The 22,123-nt window shown below is 48.8% G+C and carries 17 protein-coding genes; 10 read left to right on the top strand and 7 right to left on the bottom strand.

From position 1 onward, the window contains the following. A partial coding sequence (locus tag KDD36_09730) for a porin (GenBank protein MCB0396923.1) occupies positions 1 to 518 on the bottom strand: 518 nt, incomplete at its 3' end. Between the two features lie 476 nt (positions 519 to 994). Beyond that, complete coding sequence (locus KDD36_09725) at positions 995 to 2,887, bottom strand: hypothetical protein (GenBank protein MCB0396922.1); 1,893 nt, start codon at positions 2,885 to 2,887, stop codon at positions 995 to 997. Positions 2,888 to 3,247: 360 nt separating this feature from the next. On the opposite strand from KDD36_09725, the gene KDD36_09720 reads away from it, so the two are divergent. Next, complete coding sequence (locus tag KDD36_09720; GenBank protein MCB0396921.1) at positions 3,248 to 9,193, top strand: gliding motility-associated C-terminal domain-containing protein; 5,946 nt, start codon at positions 3,248 to 3,250, stop codon at positions 9,191 to 9,193. 31 nt (positions 9,194 to 9,224) lie between these two features. Here the strand turns inward: KDD36_09720 and yidD are convergent, their stop codons facing one another. Continuing rightward, positions 9,225 to 9,479, bottom strand: a complete 255-nt coding sequence (gene yidD, locus KDD36_09715) for a membrane protein insertion efficiency factor YidD (GenBank protein MCB0396920.1) — start codon at positions 9,477 to 9,479, stop codon at positions 9,225 to 9,227. 5 nt (positions 9,480 to 9,484) lie between these two features. Continuing rightward, positions 9,485 to 10,516 (bottom strand): hypothetical protein, encoded by a 1,032-nt coding sequence (locus KDD36_09710; GenBank protein MCB0396919.1) that lies wholly within the window; start codon positions 10,514 to 10,516, stop codon positions 9,485 to 9,487. A 118-nt stretch (positions 10,517 to 10,634) separates the two neighbouring features. Between KDD36_09710 and KDD36_09705 the strand changes: the two genes are divergently transcribed. The 3 genes from KDD36_09705 (at position 10,635) to mazG (ending at position 13,087) form a co-directional block, all read left to right on the top strand. Then, a complete protein-coding gene (locus KDD36_09705) occupies positions 10,635 to 11,456 on the top strand; it encodes a universal stress protein (protein MCB0396918.1) in 822 nt (273 codons plus the stop codon). A gap of 27 nt (positions 11,457 to 11,483) precedes the next feature. Then, a complete protein-coding gene (locus KDD36_09700; protein ID MCB0396917.1) occupies positions 11,484 to 12,254 on the top strand; it encodes a hypothetical protein in 771 nt (256 codons plus the stop codon). Positions 12,255 to 12,325: 71 nt separating this feature from the next. Continuing rightward, positions 12,326 to 13,087, top strand: coding sequence for a nucleoside triphosphate pyrophosphohydrolase (gene mazG, locus KDD36_09695; GenBank protein MCB0396916.1), 762 nt, complete (start codon positions 12,326 to 12,328; stop codon positions 13,085 to 13,087). Between the two features lie 72 nt (positions 13,088 to 13,159). On the opposite strand, the gene KDD36_09690 is transcribed toward mazG, so the two are convergent. From KDD36_09690 to KDD36_09680, 3 genes are all read right to left on the bottom strand, one after another. Further along, on the bottom strand, positions 13,160 to 13,792 hold the full coding sequence (locus tag KDD36_09690; protein ID MCB0396915.1) for a peroxiredoxin: 633 nt from the start codon (positions 13,790 to 13,792) through the stop codon (positions 13,160 to 13,162). Between the two features lie 95 nt (positions 13,793 to 13,887). Continuing rightward, a complete protein-coding gene (locus KDD36_09685; GenBank protein MCB0396914.1) occupies positions 13,888 to 14,601 on the bottom strand; it encodes a ZIP family metal transporter in 714 nt (237 codons plus the stop codon). A gap of 3 nt (positions 14,602 to 14,604) precedes the next feature. Then, on the bottom strand, positions 14,605 to 15,288 hold the full coding sequence (locus KDD36_09680) for a class I SAM-dependent methyltransferase (GenBank protein ID MCB0396913.1): 684 nt from the start codon (positions 15,286 to 15,288) through the stop codon (positions 14,605 to 14,607). A 781-nt stretch (positions 15,289 to 16,069) separates the two neighbouring features. On the opposite strand from KDD36_09680, the gene KDD36_09675 reads away from it, so the two are divergent. The 6 genes from KDD36_09675 (at position 16,070) to KDD36_09650 (ending at position 22,032) form a co-directional block, all read left to right on the top strand. Continuing rightward, positions 16,070 to 16,645 (top strand): redoxin domain-containing protein, encoded by a 576-nt coding sequence (locus tag KDD36_09675; protein MCB0396912.1) that lies wholly within the window; start codon positions 16,070 to 16,072, stop codon positions 16,643 to 16,645. Beyond that, the gene (locus tag KDD36_09670) at positions 16,642 to 17,370 is read left to right on the top strand and encodes a hypothetical protein (protein ID MCB0396911.1); all 729 of its coding nucleotides are present in this window, start codon (positions 16,642 to 16,644) and stop codon (positions 17,368 to 17,370) included. The genes KDD36_09675 and KDD36_09670 overlap by 4 nt, the downstream gene beginning before the upstream one ends. A 29-nt stretch (positions 17,371 to 17,399) precedes the next feature. Continuing rightward, a complete protein-coding gene (locus KDD36_09665; GenBank protein ID MCB0396910.1) occupies positions 17,400 to 18,044 on the top strand; it encodes a hypothetical protein in 645 nt (214 codons plus the stop codon). Between the two features lie 21 nt (positions 18,045 to 18,065). Continuing rightward, positions 18,066 to 20,045 carry a PAS domain S-box protein gene (locus tag KDD36_09660; protein ID MCB0396909.1) on the top strand — a complete coding sequence of 660 codons (1,980 nt, stop codon included), beginning with the start codon at positions 18,066 to 18,068 and terminating at the stop codon, positions 20,043 to 20,045. Then, positions 20,008 to 21,069, top strand: coding sequence for a response regulator (locus tag KDD36_09655; protein MCB0396908.1), 1,062 nt, complete (start codon positions 20,008 to 20,010; stop codon positions 21,067 to 21,069). The genes KDD36_09660 and KDD36_09655 overlap by 38 nt, the downstream gene beginning before the upstream one ends. Positions 21,070 to 21,198: 129 nt before the next feature. Further along, positions 21,199 to 22,032: a universal stress protein gene (locus KDD36_09650; GenBank protein MCB0396907.1), complete on the top strand. Its 834-nt coding sequence runs from the start codon at positions 21,199 to 21,201 to the stop codon at positions 22,030 to 22,032. Positions 22,033 to 22,123 lie beyond the last annotated feature (91 nt).

Here is a 22,123-nt window from a genome sequence, read left to right as displayed (position 1 = left end):
TCACCGCCTGTATAGTCGCCCTTGCTCTTGAAATTTCCGAATGGTAATATTTCCAATCGACCGGTAAAATCGAATCCGCCCAGATTCCCTGCCGTTATGTTACGTCCTTCCCCCTGCGAAAAAGCAAATATCTCGCGTATCACCACACCATTATTTAGGGAATGGTGATTTCTAAGTTGAATACCGATATCACGATCGATATTGTATTTTGCATTGAGTGCAGAACGATCAACAAACTGAAGGTCCCCGGATGAAATGACCCTTTCACGGTTACCCGGTAACTTGGTTTGTCCCGCCCATAGTTCAAGGTTTTTGAAGAAATTCCATTTTAATACGGCATCAAACAGAAGAAGTGGTGTGTTCCGGGTTTCGGGTACCGCACCTGCCAGGTCACGGTTGCTCAGGCCCAGCTCCAGCTTGTACTTTAGTTTTGTGGAGTGTACGAATCCGTCCATCTTTAAACGGGAACGGCGGATCAGGAAGGCGGATGATCCGTTGTAAGGTGCACGGTCATTCATTGATCCTGAGAACAGGGTTTGGAAACGTACACCCAGCTTAACACTGAAAGATGAATCTGATGCCGTTATGTTGTACAATCCTTTGCCAAAAGTAAGTCCGGTGGTCTTCTGGGCATATAAGGAAAATGTTGCCAGGATGCTGAATAGCCCGCATAGAGCCAGCTTAGTTTTAATGTTTATTATGATATGCAGGTATAGATTTGTGTTTTTTTGAAACACAAATGTAACATTACTGTAACACTTAGTTCACTTTAACCCAGCTTATGCATTAGGAAGCGCTTTTCATGCTGAACTACATGTCCTGCATGTGCGGGAGGGTTATCCTGCATTAGAAAATCAAGCATTTATCACGAAGCAAGCAATCGGTATCCTATGATTTTCTTATGCGTCATACAATTGTTTTTTTCTATTGCATAACTTGGGTTTAAAGAGATGAAAGAAATCAGAAAATCTGGCCTGTTTTGTAATATTCGTCACTACCACGGATGACATCCGGGCCTCATGTCGATCGGTCCCTCACCTTCAGGATACAAAGAGTGGTAAACGCTTACTGTAGATGGCTCCAGCGAGATCGTTAATTGATGCTGATTCCATAAATATACCACGACCTTTTTCCTCCCTGCCGGAAGATTGTCCAGGAACTGGGCGCGACGGATGGTGGTGGATTCACGGATGGATGGTACAATGCGATTCAGTGGCACGGCAATATTTCTGATCTGTTGCTGCTTGTCTTCATCGAACACCGCTACGGCCAGCCAGACGTCCTGTGAATTGAGATCCGCATGAAGATTAACAATCATGTCCACAAGGATGCTGCTGCCTGTCGATGAATCCAGAACAGACTCAGCGACATTAAAGTATTCGCTGTTGTCAATTCTTCCTTCCACTGAAAGGTTCGCCCAAAGTTTCCTGTCCGGACGGTGTTTGGGCCTCATTAATGCAATGCCGGTGGCCGACCGGAACGCTACGGTATCATAATCATGCAGACTCCTTCCGTCCACACAGGGGTCAGTGATGAGCCAGTCCGCTGCACGACTGGGATATCCTTCGGACTGCGCTGAATTCAGCTTGCCGCCATGTAAATAGTCATAGTGGTTCCATGTGCTGGCTGTGTAGGTATGCGTTGAAACGGTTGGTGGTGTTTGTCCGGCCGATGTGGCTGCCGCAATGATGTCATAAAACTTTTCCGGTACCGCATCATCCTTCCAGATCCCATGCAGGTGACCGAAATTGAGATGAAAGATGAGGTGGATGAAAAGCACACCTGCAGGAAGCCATACCAGCCGGCGGAACCGGAGGCCTGGAATCCTGTCAATAACCGTATAGAAAGCAAGAAGTACCAATGGGAGATAGTGCAATGCAGCCCGGCCTACGGGATAATTGATGTTCATCACTTTTTTCATGGCAAAAATCCCCACCAGACTGCCACCGTATAAAGCGGTCATCACCAGTGCGGTTGCATTCCACTTTTTCTTGATGGTCAGGTATCCCATGCCAAAGCCGGTGGCTATTAAGACTATGATAAACAGCAACTGACCCCATTCATATCTCCCGAAACTGACATAGCTCATGAAGTCGAAGATCATGTTGTATGTGATGCCCATGTCATTGCCCAGGTACAGACTGCCCGATTCCTTGAGCGCCAGACTGTACCGGATGGCGTGGACAAGGGGCAGGGCAAATAACAGCAGCAGGACCGCGATGGGGGGAAGCCATTTACGGAAAAGCCCGTTAAGACCCTTCTCCGGATATTCGCTCCAGGCCGTCATGTGAAACAGCAACAGGATAGCCGTCAATCCACCCCAGACCATGATGGTGACCATCAACGACAGGTTGGCCCACAATGCCAGGGATGCAAACAAACACCCTTTTATTAAGGACCATGTGCTTATCTTGCGGCAATAACCTATCAGATAATAGACAGCTCCGGTAAGCAGGGCAACAGACAATCCATAACCCCGGGATACCTGAAAGAAATCCAAAAGGTAAGGTGAAGAGACCATAGCCACTATGAACAATAGCTGGCTTGATCGGTGTGCCATATAGTAGGTGGCAATCTTCCTGAGAAAATAAAAGTAGACCAGAAAAGAAAGTACGTTCGGTAGCCTCAGTGCCCATATCTCTGGCCCGAAAATAAGGTAGCTTATACGGGTTAGCAAGGAATTCAGGACATGGTTGTTGGTGTTGAGGTGGGCATAGAAAGGCTGGAATTCGCCGCTTTGCACGTACATGAAAAAGGTGGTGGACTCATCATAAAATGGAGGGGTTGCCACGGACCGCACCAGGAGGTATAGAAAAAGGACCGCACCATAAACCAGGATCGCCTTTTCGGCAACCGAAGATTTGATGGCTGTGGTCGGGATTTTCATGTCAACCGGATTTGATTTTCTGAGGCCCAAAGATAGAATTATTGTGTGATGGAACTTGCGATGGAAATGGCACTTCCCGTTGGGTTGTTCCTGCGGGTAGCAGACCATGGATTTCCGATGTCTGCGTGAAACGGTAAACAAATATATTAGGTGGCCGTTTTACACATTTCGACTTCAAATGATCGTTGGGTGTTCCGTAAGATTGAATGTTTACCGTATGTAAGACGTGTGATAAATTTAGGTAACCTTTGCATTGTTGGTGCGTAAATACCAGACGTCTGTATAACCAAGACCTGCTGCATGACCCCAACCAACATAATCGGGAAACTCCGATCCAGAATTTTGTTGTTGATAATCACGGTGTTAGGACTGATACCGAACCTCCGTGCATCACACATTGTGGGTGGTGAAATGAACTACCGCTGTCTCGGAGGTTCCCTCTACGAGATCAGTCTGACTGTTTTCCGCGATTGTTATACTGCTCAGGCGACCTACGATAATCCTGCTGCCATAGGTATTTTTGATGCCAACAACAACCTGCGGCAAACGGTTTATATCAACCGCGGGACCGTTACCCAGATACCTCCCACCATCAATCAGGTGGATCAATGTGTAAAGATTCCTACCAATATATGTATTGAAACCACAACGTATACCAGGACCGTTAACCTGCCCTCAATTCCCGGAGGATACCAACTGGTATACCAACGGTGTTGCCGGAACCCAACCATTGTGAATGTCCCCAATCCGGACAACGTGGGTGCAACATATTACGCATTTGTTCCACCCACTTCTGTGGTTACCTGTAACAGCAATCCCGTTATCAACGAGTGGCCTCCTGTATTTGTGTGCCGTAATCAGCAACTGACTTTTGACCACTCTGCTACCGATGCGGATGGCGACTCCCTGGTTTATTCCCTTTGTACGCCATACACATCTCCCTCCAGCAACGTGATGCCGCAACCTCCGTTCAAACCACCGTACAATAACATTACCTGGAAAGCTCCTTACACCCAGAACGACCCGATGGGAGGCGTTCCTTTGACCATAGATGCCAATGGTCAGTTGACCGGAACACCCACAAACGTCGGCCAGTATGTGGTTGGGGTTTGTGTGTCGGAATACCGCAATGGGGTATACCTGAGTACCACCAAACGAGACTTCCAGTTCAATGTACTTAACTGTGAAAAGGATGTGGTGACAGCGATCGGCGATTACACCACCAATTGCCTGAACAACGAAGTTACCTTCACCAACAACAGCACCGGTGCCGTATCTTACCTCTGGGATTTCGGAGATACGAGTCAGGACCCTAACGATACCTCTACTACCGCTACACCAACTTACACTTTCCCTGGTCCCGGAAACTATCAGGTGACCCTGATCGGCTACAGTGGAAACAGCGTGTTCTGTAATGATACCGTGAAGAATTTTCCCCTGACCGTCGCACCCTGTACAAGCTGCGATGTGGACCTGGCCAAGGTGGATGCCACCGTCTGTGAAGAGTTTTGTGATACCGTGACCCATGATTGTTCTTCCGTAAGATATGATCGGAAAAGTTCTTCCAAGGGCAGCACCACGGGATCTGCCTGGAGTATTACCTGGAACCACTTTATGGGCCCGGGACCCAACCGGATGCTTATTGTTCCCGTCGTCTACACAGGAGCAGGCTTTCCAACAACGGCAACATACGGAGGGCAGGCACTTACTCTGATCGCATCTCTGTCAAACGGAAATACATCCAAGGTGCAGTTATGGTATCTTAAGAACCCGAGTGTCGGCTCCGCTCAGGTAGTGGTGAACTTTCAGAGTAATGTGTCTCATGCGGTAACAAGTGCCATTTCATACCATTGTGTTGATCAGACCTCACCTTTTTATGCAATTAATTCAAGTGGTTACGGAGTCGGGACGCCTACCTCTTCACTCAGTGGAGGAGGAACCGGTAACCTGATTATAGATGTCATGGGCATCAATTCAAGCTCAACGACTACGGCTGGTGCCGGTCAGTCGCTGAGGTGGTCGGATAGCCAGGGATCTGCCATCTGGGGACACTATTCAGATGAACCTGCCAATGGCGGGAGTGTTACCATGGACTATAACGGTACCGGTACCTGGGCCAAGATGACCCGCTCCCTCAATCGTTCCAATGACGGCGTTCACGAAACAGAGTATTGCACCGGAGGTGGTGTAGGTGATGGGACCATTGACCTTACGGTGAACAGCGGAAATGCGCCATTCAATTATACGTGGGACAACGGCGCCACACAGGAAGATCTGACGGGGCTTCTGCCAGGTGTTTATCATGTTACCGTGGATGACGGTGGAACATGTCAGGATACCGGATCCGTAGTTATTGATGGAAATTCCGTTCTCAGCTTAAGCACGGGAATGACATCTGCAGCTTGTGGAAGTTCCAACGGTACAGCTACGGTTACCGTGACAGGTGGAACCGGACAATACCTTTGGAGCGATGGGCAGACCAATGCCACAGCAACCGGACTGCTTCCCGGAACTTATACCGTATATGTTACCGATTCCGTAGCATGTTCACGCTCGGATACGGTTACCGTTACGGAGGGTACGGTGATTTCCATTACACCGTCTCCAACAGATCTTTTCTGTAATGAAGACAGTACCGGGGTCGTCAGCGTTACACCGAACAACGGAACTGCACCATTCACCTATGTCTGGTCCCCGGGAGGATATAATTCCCAAACGGTATCCGGCCTTCTGGCAGGTACGTATAGTGTCACGGTAAATGATGTGAGCTTGTGTACCGGTACCAGAACGTTAACGATCACAGAACCTGATGAACTGACGGTTGCAGCTACACCTTCTGCGGTTTTATGCTATGGCGATATCGGCTCGATCACACTCACACCCACAGGAGGTAGTGGTGGATATACCTATCTGTGGAGCGATGGTCAAACGGATGTGACAGCCACCGGATTGACGCAGGGCGATTACATCGTCACGGTGACCGACGTTAACGGATGTACATTTGAATTGGAAACAGAACTGCCGGGACCGCTTCCATTATCTCCCGAAGTGATCGATACAAGTACGATTGATTGTGCAGGTAATTTCAACGGTGCGGCAAACCTATATGTGTCCGGCGGAACTGCCGGGTTTACTTACCTGTGGTGTGACGGACAAACCACGCAAAATGTGAGCGGTCTGCCAACAGGAAATTGCATTGTGACCGTAACAGATGCCAACGGTTGTGTGGCCACCAGTTTTCTGGATGTCGTGGATCCGGGTGTCCTCACACTTGCCATGGATACCACCAACCTGGTCTGCACCGGTGATAGCAACGGAACAGCAACCGTGATGCCTACAGGCGGTGTTCCCGGTTATACTTTCCTATGGTGCAATGGTGAGACCACACAAAATATCAGCGACCTGAAAGCGCAAACCTGTAACGTGACGGTTACGGATGCCAATGGTTGTATATCCACGATCGATGCTGAAGTCACAGAACCCGCCGCCATGGCTGGAAATCCTGTAGTGACAAATGTGGCGTGTAACAGTGGCAATGACGGTCAGATCAATCTGGCTACTTCAGGTGGAACTTCCCCTTATACCTATCAATGGGATGACCCTGCAAGCCATACATCAACAAGTGTGACCGGACTAACTGCCGGTTCCTACCAGGTGACCATTACCGACGTCAACGGATGTGTTGGCTATGATACAGCCACCGTCACCGAACCCACGGTACTTGCCGTGAATACATCCGGAAACAACAGCAGTTGCGGACAACCCGATGGAGATGTTACCGCAACACCATCCGGTGGTACTTCCGGATATCCCTATATGTGGAACGATGCCAACAGTCAGACAACGGCCAATGCCACCGGTTTGCCCGCAGGAGGTTATACCGTTACTGTGACTGATGCACAAGGCTGTACGCAAACAGCAAACGTCAACATAAGTGATGATCTGGCACCAACCACATCTACCTCCGGTACCAATCTGCTTTGTAATGGTGATGCCGATGGAACCGCTACGGTCCTGCCTTCCGGCGGTGCACCCGGCTATACCTATCAGTGGAATGACGGCGGCAGTCAGACTTCAGCCACCGCCACCGGACTCACAGCAGGCAATTATAATGTGACCGTTACGGATATGAACGGGTGTATTTCTGCCAACACGTATCAGGTGACCCAACCTACCGTTGTGTCTCTCCTTTCATCCGGAAATGATGAAACATGCACGGCAACAAACGGAACAGTCACGGTAACGGCATCCGGCGGCGTAGGAGGGTATACCTATGTATGGGATGATGCATCCGGTCAGACTACCGCTACGGCGACTGGCCTTCCGGCCGGAACATACCAGGTGACTGCCACCGATGCGAACGGTTGTCCGAAAACCATTTCGGCTACGATCGGCGACCAGCCATCTCCCGTTGCTTCCGCCACTGGAAATGCATCCCTGTGCAATACCGATCCTTCAGGAACCGCCACCGTCACCTTAAGCGGAGGTACATCACCTTTCGTTTACGTGTGGGATGATGGTAGCAACCAGACGACAGCCACTGCCACCGGCTTGATTGCAGGAACATACATCGTTACGGTAACGGATAACAACGGTTGTATTGATACATCGCTGGCGGTGATCTCAGAACCAACGGCATTGTCCCTGTCGTCATCCGGATCGGATGAAACATGCACCAACAGCAACGGTACGGTCACCGTGGTTGCATCCGGCGGTACCTCAGGATATACTTATGTCTGGAATGATGCAGGTAGTCAAACTTCTGCTACTGCGACCGGACTTCCTGCCGGTACTTATATGGTAACCACGACCGATGCAAACGGTTGTACGGATACGGTCTCAGTCATCATCGGCGATCAGGCTTCTCCTCTGGCTACTGCCACAGGAAGTGCGTCGTTGTGTAATGCTGATCCATCCGGAAGTGCGACAGTAACAATGGCAGGAGGTACAACGCCCTTCACTTATGTATGGGATGATGGAAGCGGCCAGACCACGGCAACGGCCACCGGACTGATTGCAGGAACTTATATGGTCACAGTGACCGACGCGAATGGTTGCTCGGATACATCTCTTGCAGTGATCGGTGAGCCTACGGTCCTCGGTATGACGGTAAGCGCGACAACCGCGCTATGCGGACAACCCACGGGAACAGGAACGGCCTCACCTACCGGTGGTACGCCTGCCTATAGCTATCTCTGGGAAGATGGCCAAACCACAGCAACCGCTACCGGTCTGCCAAAAGGATATTCCGCAGTTACGGTGACTGACGCCAACGGATGCATGGCGGAAGACAGCGTTGATGTTCCGGAAACACCATCTACAACAGCTACGACAACAGGTATTGATCTGACATGTTATGGTATTCCGGATGGAAGCGGTACCGCGATTCCGGCCGGAGGCATGGCGCCGTTCAGCTATCTGTGGAGTGATGCGAATAGCCAGACATCAGCCACCGCCACAGGACTATCTCCCGGAACATATATTGTCACGGTCACCGATGTGAACGGATGTGATACGGTTGCAAGCGTGACCATCAGTCAGCCGCCGCAAATGGTCATTGATATCGGAAACGATACATCCGTCTGTGACAATTCCGCATTAACCATTGGGTCCACAGCTACAGGCGGAACACCGGGTTATACTTATCAGTGGAATGATGCCAGCGGAAGTACGACACAATACATCACAGTCGTAAACGGACAAACCACCATCTATACCGTTACGGTAACAGATGCCAGCGGTTGTACCATTACCGATGACCGGTCCGTTGATGTGAACACGGTACCAACGGCGAATTTCTCTTCTACGCAATTGCCTACCTGCGATGGCGTACGATTGACCTTTACCAATTCTTCCGTCAACGGTGTGAACTATATCTGGGACTTCGGAGATGGCAACACATCTACTGAGTTTGAGCCGGAACATGTGTTTGAGTACAGCACCAATCCGGTGATCACACTGGTAGCGACCAACGGTGTGTGTAGCGATACACTGGTGTTGCAGGACTCCCTGAAATCATTTGAGGAATACCAGGTCTTTACCGTGCCCAATGTATTTACACCTAACGGCGACGGACATAACGACTATTTCAAGATCAATACGTTCGGTGAGCTCGCGGAGTGTACGTCACTGAGCATGATCATGAACCGATGGGGTGTACTCATATATGAACCGCCTGCGGGTAAATTGTCGTGGGATGGTATGACAGCTGCCGGTCTGCCGGTACCTGAGGGTACATATTTCTATGTGGTTAAAGTCAAAGACATCGAATACAAAGGATGGATACACCTGATCCGAAGTCATTGATCCCATCCTTATGAAAAGATAAAGCCCCGATCTATTCGGGGCTTTTTGTTTCCTTCGAATTCTTCAAAGGCACCGGATCATAGCCATGGCTTCCCCAGGGATGACATGTTGAAAGGCGTTTCAAGCCCATCCATCCTCCCCTGATCACTCCCCATTCCTTCATGGCGCCGATCATATATTCGGAGCACGTTGGCGTATGTCTGCAACTTTGCGGAAAGAAGGGAGAGATGACGATCCGGTATAACCTGACAGGCAGAATGGCCAGCTGGATCAATAGATATCTGATCGTTTTCATGGATGGTTCACTGGTTGGAGATCCACAAATACGGGAAGATGATCACTGAACCCGCCGATGTATTTCGGTCCGGTGAATGTTCGCCACGGTTTTTGTCCGCCATGCGTGAGGTCTTCAGTCATCAAAAAATCCTTCCGGAATATCTGACCTTCCCCGCTTTTCCATCCTGAATGCCCATTGCTAAGGGACGGGCTGACGATGATCTGGTCCAGGATTTCCCACTGCCCGTCATACCGATGTGTTCCTGTCGTCGGTGGTGCATGGCTCATGGCGTGTTGAAACCGGTGCGGTGGCATCGAGCCGGCGTCGAGTATTTTGGATATGCTGGTGTTGTGAGGACCATCGTTAAAATCACCCATGGAGATGATCATGGCCAGGGAATCCCTGATGAGGATAGAATCCATGCATGCTCTGAGAATTTTAGCGGCCCCGATCCGTTTGTGCTCTGAAACCTGCTGTCCGCCTCGCCTGCTGGGCCAGTGGTTGATGAACAGATGTAGTGTATCGGAGGCATATGCCAATGCCTTGACATATAAAATATCCCTGCTTTGATAATTGCTGTTTGGTGGTACGACGGCAATGGCACTGTCATATAATATGGTGAGGCGATCTTTCCGGTAGATGAGGCCTACGTCAATGCCACGCGGGTCATGTGAGTCGTGATGGATGATCCCCCACGGTTTTGATTTTAACGGGGTACGTGCAGTCAGATCTTCCAAAACCTTTCGGTTCTCAATCTCACACAGACCAAGTGCGGTGACGCCCTGCCATTCGCCCAGGGCCATGATCACCTTGGAAGTGTTTACCAGTTTTTCCTGATAACGGGAATAAGACCAATGCTGTTCACCGGAAGGCGTGAATGCTTCGTCCATAGTCAGGCTGTCATCGGACGGATGGAAAAGGTTTTCAACATTGTAAAACCCTAAACGAATAGACGTCCTTTCATCGTTGCCACGTTCTCCGGATCCCATGCAAAGCCATGCAGGAATGAGCCAGAAAAGCATTTTGAGAAGTGGCGTGCGAGGCATAGTTCAAAGGTATGGAATTAACAGACTGATAAAGATCAGGACGGTGCTGATCTAAGTCATAGTTTGTAAATTGTAAGCCTATTACCTTTCTCCTTTAAATCCGAATTAGCCCAAAACTATGCAAACCGTTGTCATTCCAACCGACTTTAGCGAAAGCGCCAATCATGCCATAAAATATGCCACAGCCCTGTTTGAAGGACAGGATGTGAAGTTTGTTTTCCTGCATGCCTATCAAATCCCGGTAACCGTTCCTTCCACTGTGATCGTAGGTGCGGATATGTTGAAAGAAAAAGCACAGAAGCAGGTGGGGGAGTTGGTGAGTAATTACCGTAACACGTTGAAACATGATGCGGCATCCAATGTGGATGAAGGCGAGGTGGTGGATGTGTTGAACACCTATTTGAAAGAAAATCCGGATGCCATGGTGGTAATGGGTACCAAAGGAAACAGTGTCCTCAGTGAGTTTTTAATAGGAAGCAATACGGTGAATGCCATACGATATGTTCATCAGCCGGTGCTGATAGTACCTAAGGAGTCCAGGATCGAAAAACCCAGGGTGATCGTATATGCTGCAGATCTTGTACAAGGACCGGTGGGTGTGGACCTCACACCACTGACAAGGATAGCGGAGATGACCAACGCTGAGATCCGGGTGCTCCATGTTACGAAAGGAGATTCGGTAGAGAATATCAAAAGCAGAATGGGGGTGGAAGATGCGATTGAAAAAGCATTGAAACACATCATTCATTCCTATCATTATGAGGAAGGGGATGACATCGCCCATGTGATCAGTCAGTTTGCCGATCTGGAGAATGCCTCGATGGTTGCAATGGTGGCACGGCATAATAAATTCCTGGATCGCATATTTCATCAAAGTGTAACAAAGAAGGTAGCGCTGCATAGCAGAATTCCCATCCTGTCGTTGCACGCAAATAGCTAACCATTTACTCTCCAATACATGCATGCCATGGAAAAAATGATCGCCCAACTGAAGGCGACAAAAGGAAAAGGACCGTTCGTCAGTATTGTCTTCCCCACGGACAAGCAATATCCTGATAGCAGGCAGAATGAGATCCGCCTGAAGAATGCCATAAAACTGGCTGAACAGGACCTGGCCGGGAAAACTTCTCCCGAGGTCTTTGAGCGTCTGAAAAAAAAGCTTGAAGCTGATGTGCAGAAAGTTGACCTCGTGCATGTCAGGGAAGGGATTGGTATATATTTTTCCGAGAAGGCTTTTGATGTGGTGGTGTTTCCGCTGCCGGTCCGGGAGAAGGTGACTGTGGGTAAAGCTTTTGACCTCGATGCCCTGGAGTTAAACATACAGGCCCGGCAGGACTATTGGGTGTTGTGTTTGTCAAAAGGCAAAAGCCGGCTCCTGAGAGGTAACAACGATGGGTTGAAGGAGATAGAGGATGAAGTATTTCCCATGCCCTTTGAAAATGAGTTTGAAGTAGGAAAGGCCCGTCCGGCAAAACCGGGTGAGTTTTATGTCAAAGAGGAATCAAAGATCGACCTGGAGCGCTTGGATAGCTACCTGAGAAAGGTTGATCATGCATTGGGAGAGCGTTTGAAAACGGAAGACCTGCCGGTCGTGGTCATGTCCGTTGAGCGCGAGTTGGCCGAGTTCAGAAAGGTAAGTAAGCACAGGCCATCGCTACTCCACGGCATTGCCGGTAATTACGATCGGCATTCACCGGATGAGTTGGCTAAATTGGTTTGGCCGGTGATGAAAGGATGAACTCCTGAAGTTCTTCTGTTTTACACTTCTTATTAAAGGAGGTTGTTACTTTTGTATAAACCTCACCCCCAATGAAAGATACGCTGGATGCCTTCGGGCGACTTCTCACCATCATGGATGACCTCAGGGAAAAGTGCCCCTGGGATAAGAAACAAACCCTTGAAAGCCTTAGACACCTGACCATTGAAGAGGTGTATGAACTGGCTGATGCCATCATGGAAAAGGACATGAAAGGCATCCGCGGTGAGTTGGGTGACCTGCTGCTGCATATTGTTTTTTACGCAAAGATCGGATCGGAGCAGAAGGCCTTTGATATAAAGGATGTTCTGGATGCTATCAGTGAGAAGTTGATCCAAAGGCATCCCCACATCTATGGTGATGTAGAGGTACAGGACGAAGAGGATGTAAAACGGAACTGGGAACGCCTTAAATTAAAGGAAGGAAAGAAGTCTGTACTGGAAGGTGTTCCTGGATCCCTCCCCGCGCTTGTGAAAGCATCACGTATTCAGGACAAGGCCAAAGGAGTCGGATTTGATTGGAACCATAAAGAAGAGGTTTGGGAAAAAGTAAGGGAGGAGTTGGAGGAATTCCGGCATGAAGTGGAAACCAACCCGGAGCATCCTGCCGTGGAGGAAGAGTTCGGGGATGTACTCTTTTCCCTGATCAATTATGCCAGGTTTGTTGGCGTGAATCCCGAAGATGCCCTGGAAAAGACCAACCGAAAGTTTATCCGCAGGTTTCAGGCCATGGAAGATAAGGTAAGGACGCAGCAGAAAAAGCTGGAAGATATGACCCTGCAGGAGATGGACCTGATCTGGAATGAAGTCAAGTAAGTTGATGTATTCCCGCTAAAAAAGGCGCCCCTTGCATAAGAGGCGCCTTTTTTGTTGTTATGATACCGGTGTTTACTTGCCGGAAAGGTAGTTGGCTACGCCTTCATGGGATTCTACCATGGCTTTTTCACCTTTCTTCCAGTCGGCCGGACAAACCTCGCCGTTCTCTTCGAAGAACTGCAGGGCATCCACCATACGAAGTGCTTCTGATACGCTACGTCCGAGAGGAAGGTTGTTGACCACCTGATGCTGAACAATGCCCTTTTTATCGATCAGGAACAATCCGCGGTAGGCGATCATCGGACCGGTGGCTGCGAATTGATCGTTCTCGTCAAACTCGTATTCGCCGGCGAGTACGCCAAAGTTATAGCTGATGGTTTTGGCCGTATCTGCAACGATCGGATAGGTGATCCCTTTGATACCACCATGTCCCTTGTCCATTTGCAACCAACCCCAGTGGGACTGCTCAGTGTCTGTTGAACATGCCACTACGGCAACATTCCGTTCTTCAAAAGCAGCAAGTTGCTCCTGGAATGCATGAAGCTCAGTGGGACAAACAAAGGTGAAATCCTTTGGGTAGAAGAAAAACAAAACGTGTTTCTTGCCCAGGTATTGATCAAGGGAGAAGTCGTTCACGATTTCGCCACCGTGTACTACTGCTTTTGCCTTGAATGACGGTGCTTTCTTTCCTACTAATACTGACATAAATAATAGTTTTGAGTGATGATTATCTGATTCGGGTCACAAAGGTAGTGAATTCCGGGGTTCTTATGGTAAACAAACCACGGCTGAAAAGGTTGTTACAGGCGGAAATAAACACCGAGCGCTACGGCTACCCCCAGCAGGATGATAAGCAGCTTCATGGCATTGAAGCGATGATCATGACTGGATTCAAACAGGATAATGGTTGAAATGTGCAACAGCATACCGGCCACCACCGCCAGTAATATCGGGACCCATATCGCTTCACTGAGATCGTCTCCGAAGCCAAGGCCGGATAGCCACATGCCAGCCGGAGCACTCAAGGCGAAAAGGATCAGAACACCCAGCATACGAGGGGTTTTCACGTTATCGCTCACCAATACAGAGGTCACCACAATGGCGATGGGAACTTTGTGAAGAAGAATTCCTGCAAAAAGCGCCTTGCCAAAATCGGTATGTGTGATATCTCCTCCCAGGGCCATGCCCTCTGCAAATGAATGGATCACCAGACTGAAAAGCACGGGAGCAGTGAAAGTACGGTGGCCCGTATGCATATGACCATGTTCAACACCTTCTGAAAAATAACTGAGCACCAGCTGGATCAGGAAACCGGCAAGTATAAACAGCCCTGACCTTTCTTCCAGGGAGAAGTAGATCTCAGGGATCAGCTCAAGCACACAAACGGATAAAAGGTAGGCACCACTGAAGGCCAGCATCATTTTTATAACGGCCGGCTTGGGCCTCAGGGAGAGTACAATTCCGGATCCAAGCACCACGGAAAATAACAAGCCAATAATGACGGTCAATTGCATAAATCAGGGTTTACCAGCCACCAGGATAAGTCGTTCGGATTTGTCTTTGTCAAATGGATTCAGATCGTAGTCCCCATATGTGGCCCGTATGGTCAAGTCTGTCATGGAAAATAGTGTATGGAAATCGTCAAGTGTCAATGCCCTGACCTTTTCCCGGTATAGGTGATCCTTACCTTCTGCATTGAACGTGATTGATTTTACAAAAAATGCGCCTTCCTTTTCTTTCGTGATATGAAAATCTATTCCCTTTTCCTGAACATCCTGGGTGCAGGGCAATTCTTTGTTTGCCCAATGGGCATTGAAGAAGTCGATGACCAATATGCCACCAGGTTTCAGGTTGTCAGAAGCGGCACGCAAAACGGCCAGGTTCTCCCTCGGATCATCAAAGTAAGCGAAACTGGTAAACATATTCAATACCATATCAAAGTAATTGATACGGAAATTCTTTCGCATGTCATGCACGTAATATTCTGTGCCTTGTGGTTGTCTGGAAGTACAGTATTGAATATTGGAAGGAGACAGGTCTATCCCCGTTACATGGTAGCCCATGGCGGATAGCTGTCTTGTATGACGCCCCCGGCCGCATGCCAGGTCCAGAATACATCCGTTCTCCGGAACCTGTACCTTTTCCATCAACCTGCCAAGAAAGCCGGCTGCCTCTTCGTCATCACGATGACAGTAAAGCATGTGATAATACGGAGAGTCAAACCACGATGCGTACCAATTTGTCACCTGATCTGATCGTCAGTCACAAATGTAGGTAAATAGTAAATAGTAGTTAGTAGATAGTAGTTGACCACTTAGAGTTATTCGGGCTTAAGGTATGTCGTTATCAGGGTATACTGTACGATCGCTTGGATATAGCAGCTTTTTCTCTAACCCCAAAGGGGTGAAAGAATTATAAAAAACAAATACTCCCGAATCCTTACAGAACCCCGCCCCGGCTGATCATCATTCTTTTGGTATATTCAGCAAACCATAGCCGGGGTGGGGTTCCTGAAATCATAAATAAAATCCCGGGCTATAATACTTTCACCCCTTCGGGGTTATCCATCAGAAGGCTTAATACAATTCCGGATATCGGATTGCCTGCGTGTCAGGTATTTTAAGTGGTCAACGCGTTAGTAGCTAGCGGCGCGACCAGTTTCATTGATGGTGGTTTGGAAGAAAGACGGTCAGATATTAGAAGTTAGATGATGTAGAATTATCATTATCATGTCCATGGAATCAGGATGTCAGTTCGGCGAAGATTCCCGGATCGCTCTACGCCCGGGACTTATGTGCCTTTGTCGGGCTATTCTGTGGCTTTCAGCTACTTTGCAGTATTTACGGTTACCAGGACGCTTGTCTGACTTCTCATCTCTAATATCTGATGTCTTATAATCTGGCTACATCATATGTATTGCTTATCATCTTGTCTTTTATCAATTTATAGATGCTTCAGCATCGAATCATTAACTTTACCTCAATGAAATGGGTATCCGGAATCGGCCTCGCTTTGACGATCATCTGCACTCTCGGAAGCTGCAATAACCAACCTCAAAAGCTTAGAGGACTTATCATACAGGATAGAACCGGCCGTCCGGTACCTTTGGCGGATATTCAAAAATTTAAAGCCAACATATTTGTCTTTTTTAGTCCGGAATGCCCGTTGAGCGAAAATTACTCCCTCACGTACAACACGATCTTTGAAGAATTTCAGGACGACCTCACCAATTTCTACCTTGTATTTCCGGGTACGTTCTATACTACCCTGGAGATCGATTCCTTCTGTCAGCGGTTCGAACCTGCGATGACCGTGTTGCTGGATACCGGCTATGCATTGACCCATGCCCTGGGGGCAACCATTACCCCTGAGGCCTTCGTTGTTGATGGAGACGGAATAACCCGGTATAGCGGAAAGATCGATAACTGGGCCTTTTCCCTGGGCAAACAGCGACGCAAGGCTTCAGAACACTATCTGAAGGATGCCATCCATGCCCTGTTGGAAAACAAGGAGGTCGTGAATAAGAAAACCAAAGCCGTAGGATGTCTTATCGAATGAGGTACTTCGTTATACTGCAATGTGCTATACTGGTATGTGTGTTTGTCGGTTGCCAGGAATCTTCACCCTCCGGATCTTCCTTCGATCTGCCCGAACAAATTACTTTTACGGAACACGTCGCTCCCGTCATCTTTAATAACTGTACCCCATGTCACCGCCCCGGAGAAGCAGGGCCTTTTGTTTTTCAGACCTACCAGCAGGTAAGGAAAAGAGCAAAGATGATCCGACAGGTAACAGGAAGTCGTTATATGCCTCCCTCGCCCGCCGACCGTTCTTACCGGCATTTTGCCAACGAACGGGGCCTCACCGACCGGGAAATCGCCCTGATTGCAAAATGGGTGGAAGACGGTGCTACGGAGGGGCCTGCCAAAGCATTGCCGGATCTTCCCCGCTTCCCGGAGCATTCCCAACTGGGTAAACCGGATCTGGTGTTGCGTATGCCACAACCTTACCACATCGAAGGCAACAACACCGACCATTTTATCGTCATGAAAATTCCCTGGGAAATCGAAAGAGATACCTTTATCAGGTTGATAGAATTCGTACCGGGTAACCGGGAACTTTTGCATCATATGAACGGACACATGGTGTCATATCAACCCGATAAGAAAGAGAATGTGTTTGAAGGGCGGATGGCGGTCAACCAGGAAACCGAAGAGATGATCCCCGCTGACATTCACCGTACCCTGGGTCTTCTGATGATGATGGCACCTATCCCGCGCTGACCACCTCCGTTTGCAACTACCTTCCGGGTGTGACACCTCCCGTGTATCCGGGAAACATTGGCGGATATTTCATGAGCCGCAAAGGTGCCCTGTACATCAACAACATGCACTATGGCCCCACACCCCTGGATGCGTCGGACCAATCCTACTTCAATATCTTTTTTGGTGAAAAACCTGAAAGGCCTGTTCAGGAAGTGATCTTGGGTACATTGGGAATATCAGAGATCGTTCCTCCGCTGGTGATCATACCCAACAAGGTGCAAACGTTTACCACCCGGCTGGAGGTGATCACGGATTTGTCGCTGATCACCATCAATCCGCACATGCACCTGCTGGGGAGGTCATTCCTGGCTTATGCCCTTGCGCCGGGAGGTGACACCATTCCATTGGTACACATCCCCAGGTGGGATTTTCGCTGGCAGTATTTTTACACCTTTCCAACCATGTTGAAGATTCCCAAAGGATCGGTGATCGTCGCGCAAGGAGTCTATGATAATACCACCGACAACCCGGATAACCCGTTCGACCCGCCACGTACCATTACCGAACATGACATAAGTATGAAAACCACGGATGAGATGTTCCAGTTTATCATCAGTTATGTGCCTTATGAGAAAGGTGATGAGTTTATATCGTTGGAAAATCCTGTGCATCCCGAAACAGTGAAACCCTGATTTTCTTACTTTTGGTTTGTCATGGATACCGGGAAAATACCACTGATCACTTCTGAGGAGAACAACTTTTATCAGGTGATGTTCGACTCGGCGGCGGAAGGTATGCTGGTGGTGGATCATCAGGGCGCCATCCTCTCTGCGAACCCGAGGGCTCATGAACTTTTCGGCTTTGAAACAGGGGAGATGAATGGTCTGAAAGTGGAAGCGCTCATTCCGAAAAAATATGCAGGTAGCCATGCCGGTCACCGGGAAGGTTTTCAGAAACATCCCAGCCGGCGTCCCATGGGATATGGCCGAGATCTGTATGCACAACGCAAAAGCGGAAGCACCTTTCCTGTGGAGATCAGCCTGAACCACTTTATACACGGGGATCAGCCACTGACGATGGCGCTTATCACAGATATAACCGCACGGAAGAAGGCGGAGAAAGAAGCGCTCATAGAAAAGTCCAGGGCTCAGACCTATCTTGATATGGCAGAGACGCTGTTTGTGGTAACCGACGCGGATCACAGGGTAACCCTGATCAACAAAAAGGCAACAACGGTGCTGGGGGTGGATGAAAACGTGGCGTTGGATCATCACTGGATAGAGGATTATGTCGCGTCGGATGATGGTAAGAAGGTCCGCGCCATTTATGATGAACTTGTCAGGGAAAGTCCCGGTACGATCAGGACATCTTCCTTTCCTCTTTGTGATACGGCAGGAAACAAACGTATGATTGCATGGCATCACATCCGGCTGGAGGAGGACGAAGGAAACCCCGGAAGTATTCTGAGCTCCGGTGAGGATATCACGGAACAGCACGCTTACCAGGAAAAATTGCGGATCATCAATGCCGAGCTGGAAAGCCGGGTAATAGATCGCACCAGGGAACTGGAGAAAAGCCAGCGCCTGTACAGCACCATCGCAAGGAATTTTCCGAATGGCACCATCAATGTGCTTGATCGTGATCTGGCATATGTGTTTGTGGAAGGAAAGGAGTTGTATAAACTCGGCATTACCAGTAAAGACCTTATCGGAACCCCCATTGCTGAGCGTTTGCCAGTGCAAACGGCAGACCGTATCGTTGGTGAGTTACAGGAGGTCTTCGACGGAAAACCACGGGTGATCGAAGTCGCTCAGCGTGGCAATTATTATGTGCTGAATGCAGTACCATTGTCGGATACCAACGGCCAGATCAACCAGATACTGGTGGTGGAACACAATGTTACGGCGCAGAAAAAGGCGGAAGATGATATGCAGCAGGCGCTGCATAAGGAAAAACAACTGAACGAGCTGAAAACGCGATTTGTGTCAATGGCATCCCATGAGTTCAGGACACCGCTTGCAACCATACTTTCCTCTTCAGGCCTCATCGAAAAACACATGGAGCGTGCCGAAAGTCTGGAGTCATTTAAGGAAAAGGTGGGTAAGCATTTTCACCGGATCAGGTCAAACGTGAATAACCTCACGGGTATTCTGAATGATTTTCTGTCGCTGGATAAACTTGAAGGCGGACTGGTACGTGTTGTTCCAAAAGCCTTCTCAATACTGCAGCTGGAAGAGGATCTGGTGGAAGAGTTCGGTCATATGACAAGGGAGGGACAGGTCATTGATCATGTGCATGAAGGGGAGGATCAGGTGGTGCTCGATGAACAAATGGTCCGTAATATTTTAAATAACCTCATCTCCAATGCCATCAAGTATTCAGGCGATCATTCGACCATTTTCCTGAGAAGCCGACTGTCGCAGGATACACTTACCATTGAGATCGAAGATCAGGGCATAGGTATCCCCGAAAGTGATATGGATCATATGTTCGAGCGGTTTTTCAGGGCCCGCAATGCAACCAATATTCAGGGCACCGGTCTCGGTTTGAATATCGTCAAACGATATGTAGATCTGCTTCACGGTGAAGTATCCCTTCGAAGTGAACAGAATAAAGGAACAATTTTTATCTTGTCATTCCCACGAGAACTACCAAATGAAAAAGAAAATCCTACTCATAGAGGACAATCCTGACGTTAGGGAAAATACGGCTGAAATCCTTGAAATGGCCAACTATTCGGTAACCACCGCTGAGAACGGAAAGGTGGGCGTTGATAAAGCAAAGACCGATAAACCGGACCTTATCATTTGCGATATCATGATGCCCGAACTGGATGGTTATGGTGTGCTGTATATGCTGGGAAAAGATGCCACCACGTCAGCGATCCCTTTTATTTTTTTGACGGCAAAAACAGAGAAGGTGGATTTCCGGAAGGGTATGAGCATGGGTGCGGATGATTACATCACCAAACCATTTGAAGAGATGGAACTGCTCAATGCTGTCGAGACCAGGCTGCAGAAGAGTGAGCGGTTCAGGAAGGCATTTGCCGGTGATGCGGAGGGTCTGTATGAATTTCTGGATGATGTCCGGAACCTTGAGGAGCTGGAGAAACTATCTACAGAAAAAAAACACCGCACATTCAAAAAGAAGGATGTCATTTACCACGAAGGAGATTTTCCCAATGCCTTGTTTTTTATCAAGTCAGGCAAGGTGAAAACCTACAAAATGAACAGTGACGGGAAGGAGTATGTGACCGGACTTCACAAAGAAGGAGACTTTGTAGGTTATATGGCCCTGTTGGAGGAAGATACCTATCAGGACAGCGCCATGGCCCTGGATGACCTCGAGCTGGTGATTATCCCCAAGCAAGACTTTCTGTCTCTGTTATACAACAACCGGGATGTGGCCCAGAAATTTATCCGGATGCTGTCATCCAGCATCATCGAAAAAGAGAACCAGTTGCTCAGCCTCGCATACAATACCGTAAGGAAACGGGTTGCGGAAGCCCTGGTATATCTCCAGAAGAAGTACAAAGAGGATGGTGGCGACAGCTTTCGAATGGCTATTTCCCGTGATGATCTGGCAAGTATCGTTGGTACTGCCACGGAATCGGTGATCCGGACCTTGTCAGATTTTAAGGAAGAATCCCTCATCGAAGTGAGCGGAAGGGAGATCACCATCTTGCAACCTGAAAAGCTGGCAAACCTGAAGTTTTAAGGGGAAGCCACCCGGAAGGAACCATGCGGTTATTCCGGGACTGACAAAAATCATCCTTCACGCTGACTTACTTCATGGAGCTTGCCTTACCATTGCAGGATATTTGCATTATCCGGAGAGGTTTGAATCATGAAAAAGATACTGATACCCACTGATTTCTCACCATGCGCGCAGAATGCGGCGGACTATGCCGTTGCACTTTTCGCGTATGAGCCGGTACAATTTGTTCTTCTGAACAGCTACCTGGTTCCGCATTCCACCGCCGATACGCTCATTACCATTGATGATATTCTCAAGAGAAACTCAGAGGAAAAACTGGCGGAAGAGGTGCAACGACTGCATGCTCTCAATGAGAATCGCCGGGCACAATTTTCTTTCTGCAGCAGGCCAGGAGATCTTACCCTGGTGATCAGGAAGATGGTGAAAAGCCAGTCGATGTCACTTGTGGTCATGGGAACCGGCGGGAATAACGGTATCAGGGACCTTTTGATGGGCACTAATACGGCTTCCGTCATCCGGTCTGCACCATGCCCTGTACTGGCGATTCCTGAAAATGCGCGCTTTGTGACTCCTGAGCATATTGTTTTTGCGGTGGATAAGATCAATCCGCTGATGAACGGAAATCTGGGCATCCTCAAGCATGTCAGTGCGACCTTCCGGTCACACATTACCCTGGTGCATGTGAATACCGGTTCATCTGTTCTGAAGGATGGTGACCGAATCATGGCGGAACAAGGACAGAAGGCTTTCGATAATCGGATATCATTGGATGCTGAGACCGTGGAAGACAAAAATATCATCGCCGGGCTTCAGAAGTATCTGGCAGCTCATGAGGATGTGCAGTGGGTTGTCATGATGCCGGAGAAACATGCTTTTCCGGAGAACCTGTACCATAGAAGCACCACCACCCGGTGGGTCAGTCAGGCGCCTTTACCACTGCTGGCTCTCAGGGAAAGCTACTAGTGATTTCATTCCAATCCTCCGTGCAACTCTGTGAAAACCTCCGTGCAACTCTGTGATAGAAAAAACCCATGTTCACCATGAATCCAGAGAG

This window comes from Flavobacteriales bacterium (assembly GCA_020435415.1).
Classification (GTDB): domain Bacteria; phylum Bacteroidota; class Bacteroidia; order JACJYZ01; family JACJYZ01; genus JACJYZ01.
This window is presented reverse-complemented; position numbering and strand designations above follow the sequence as displayed.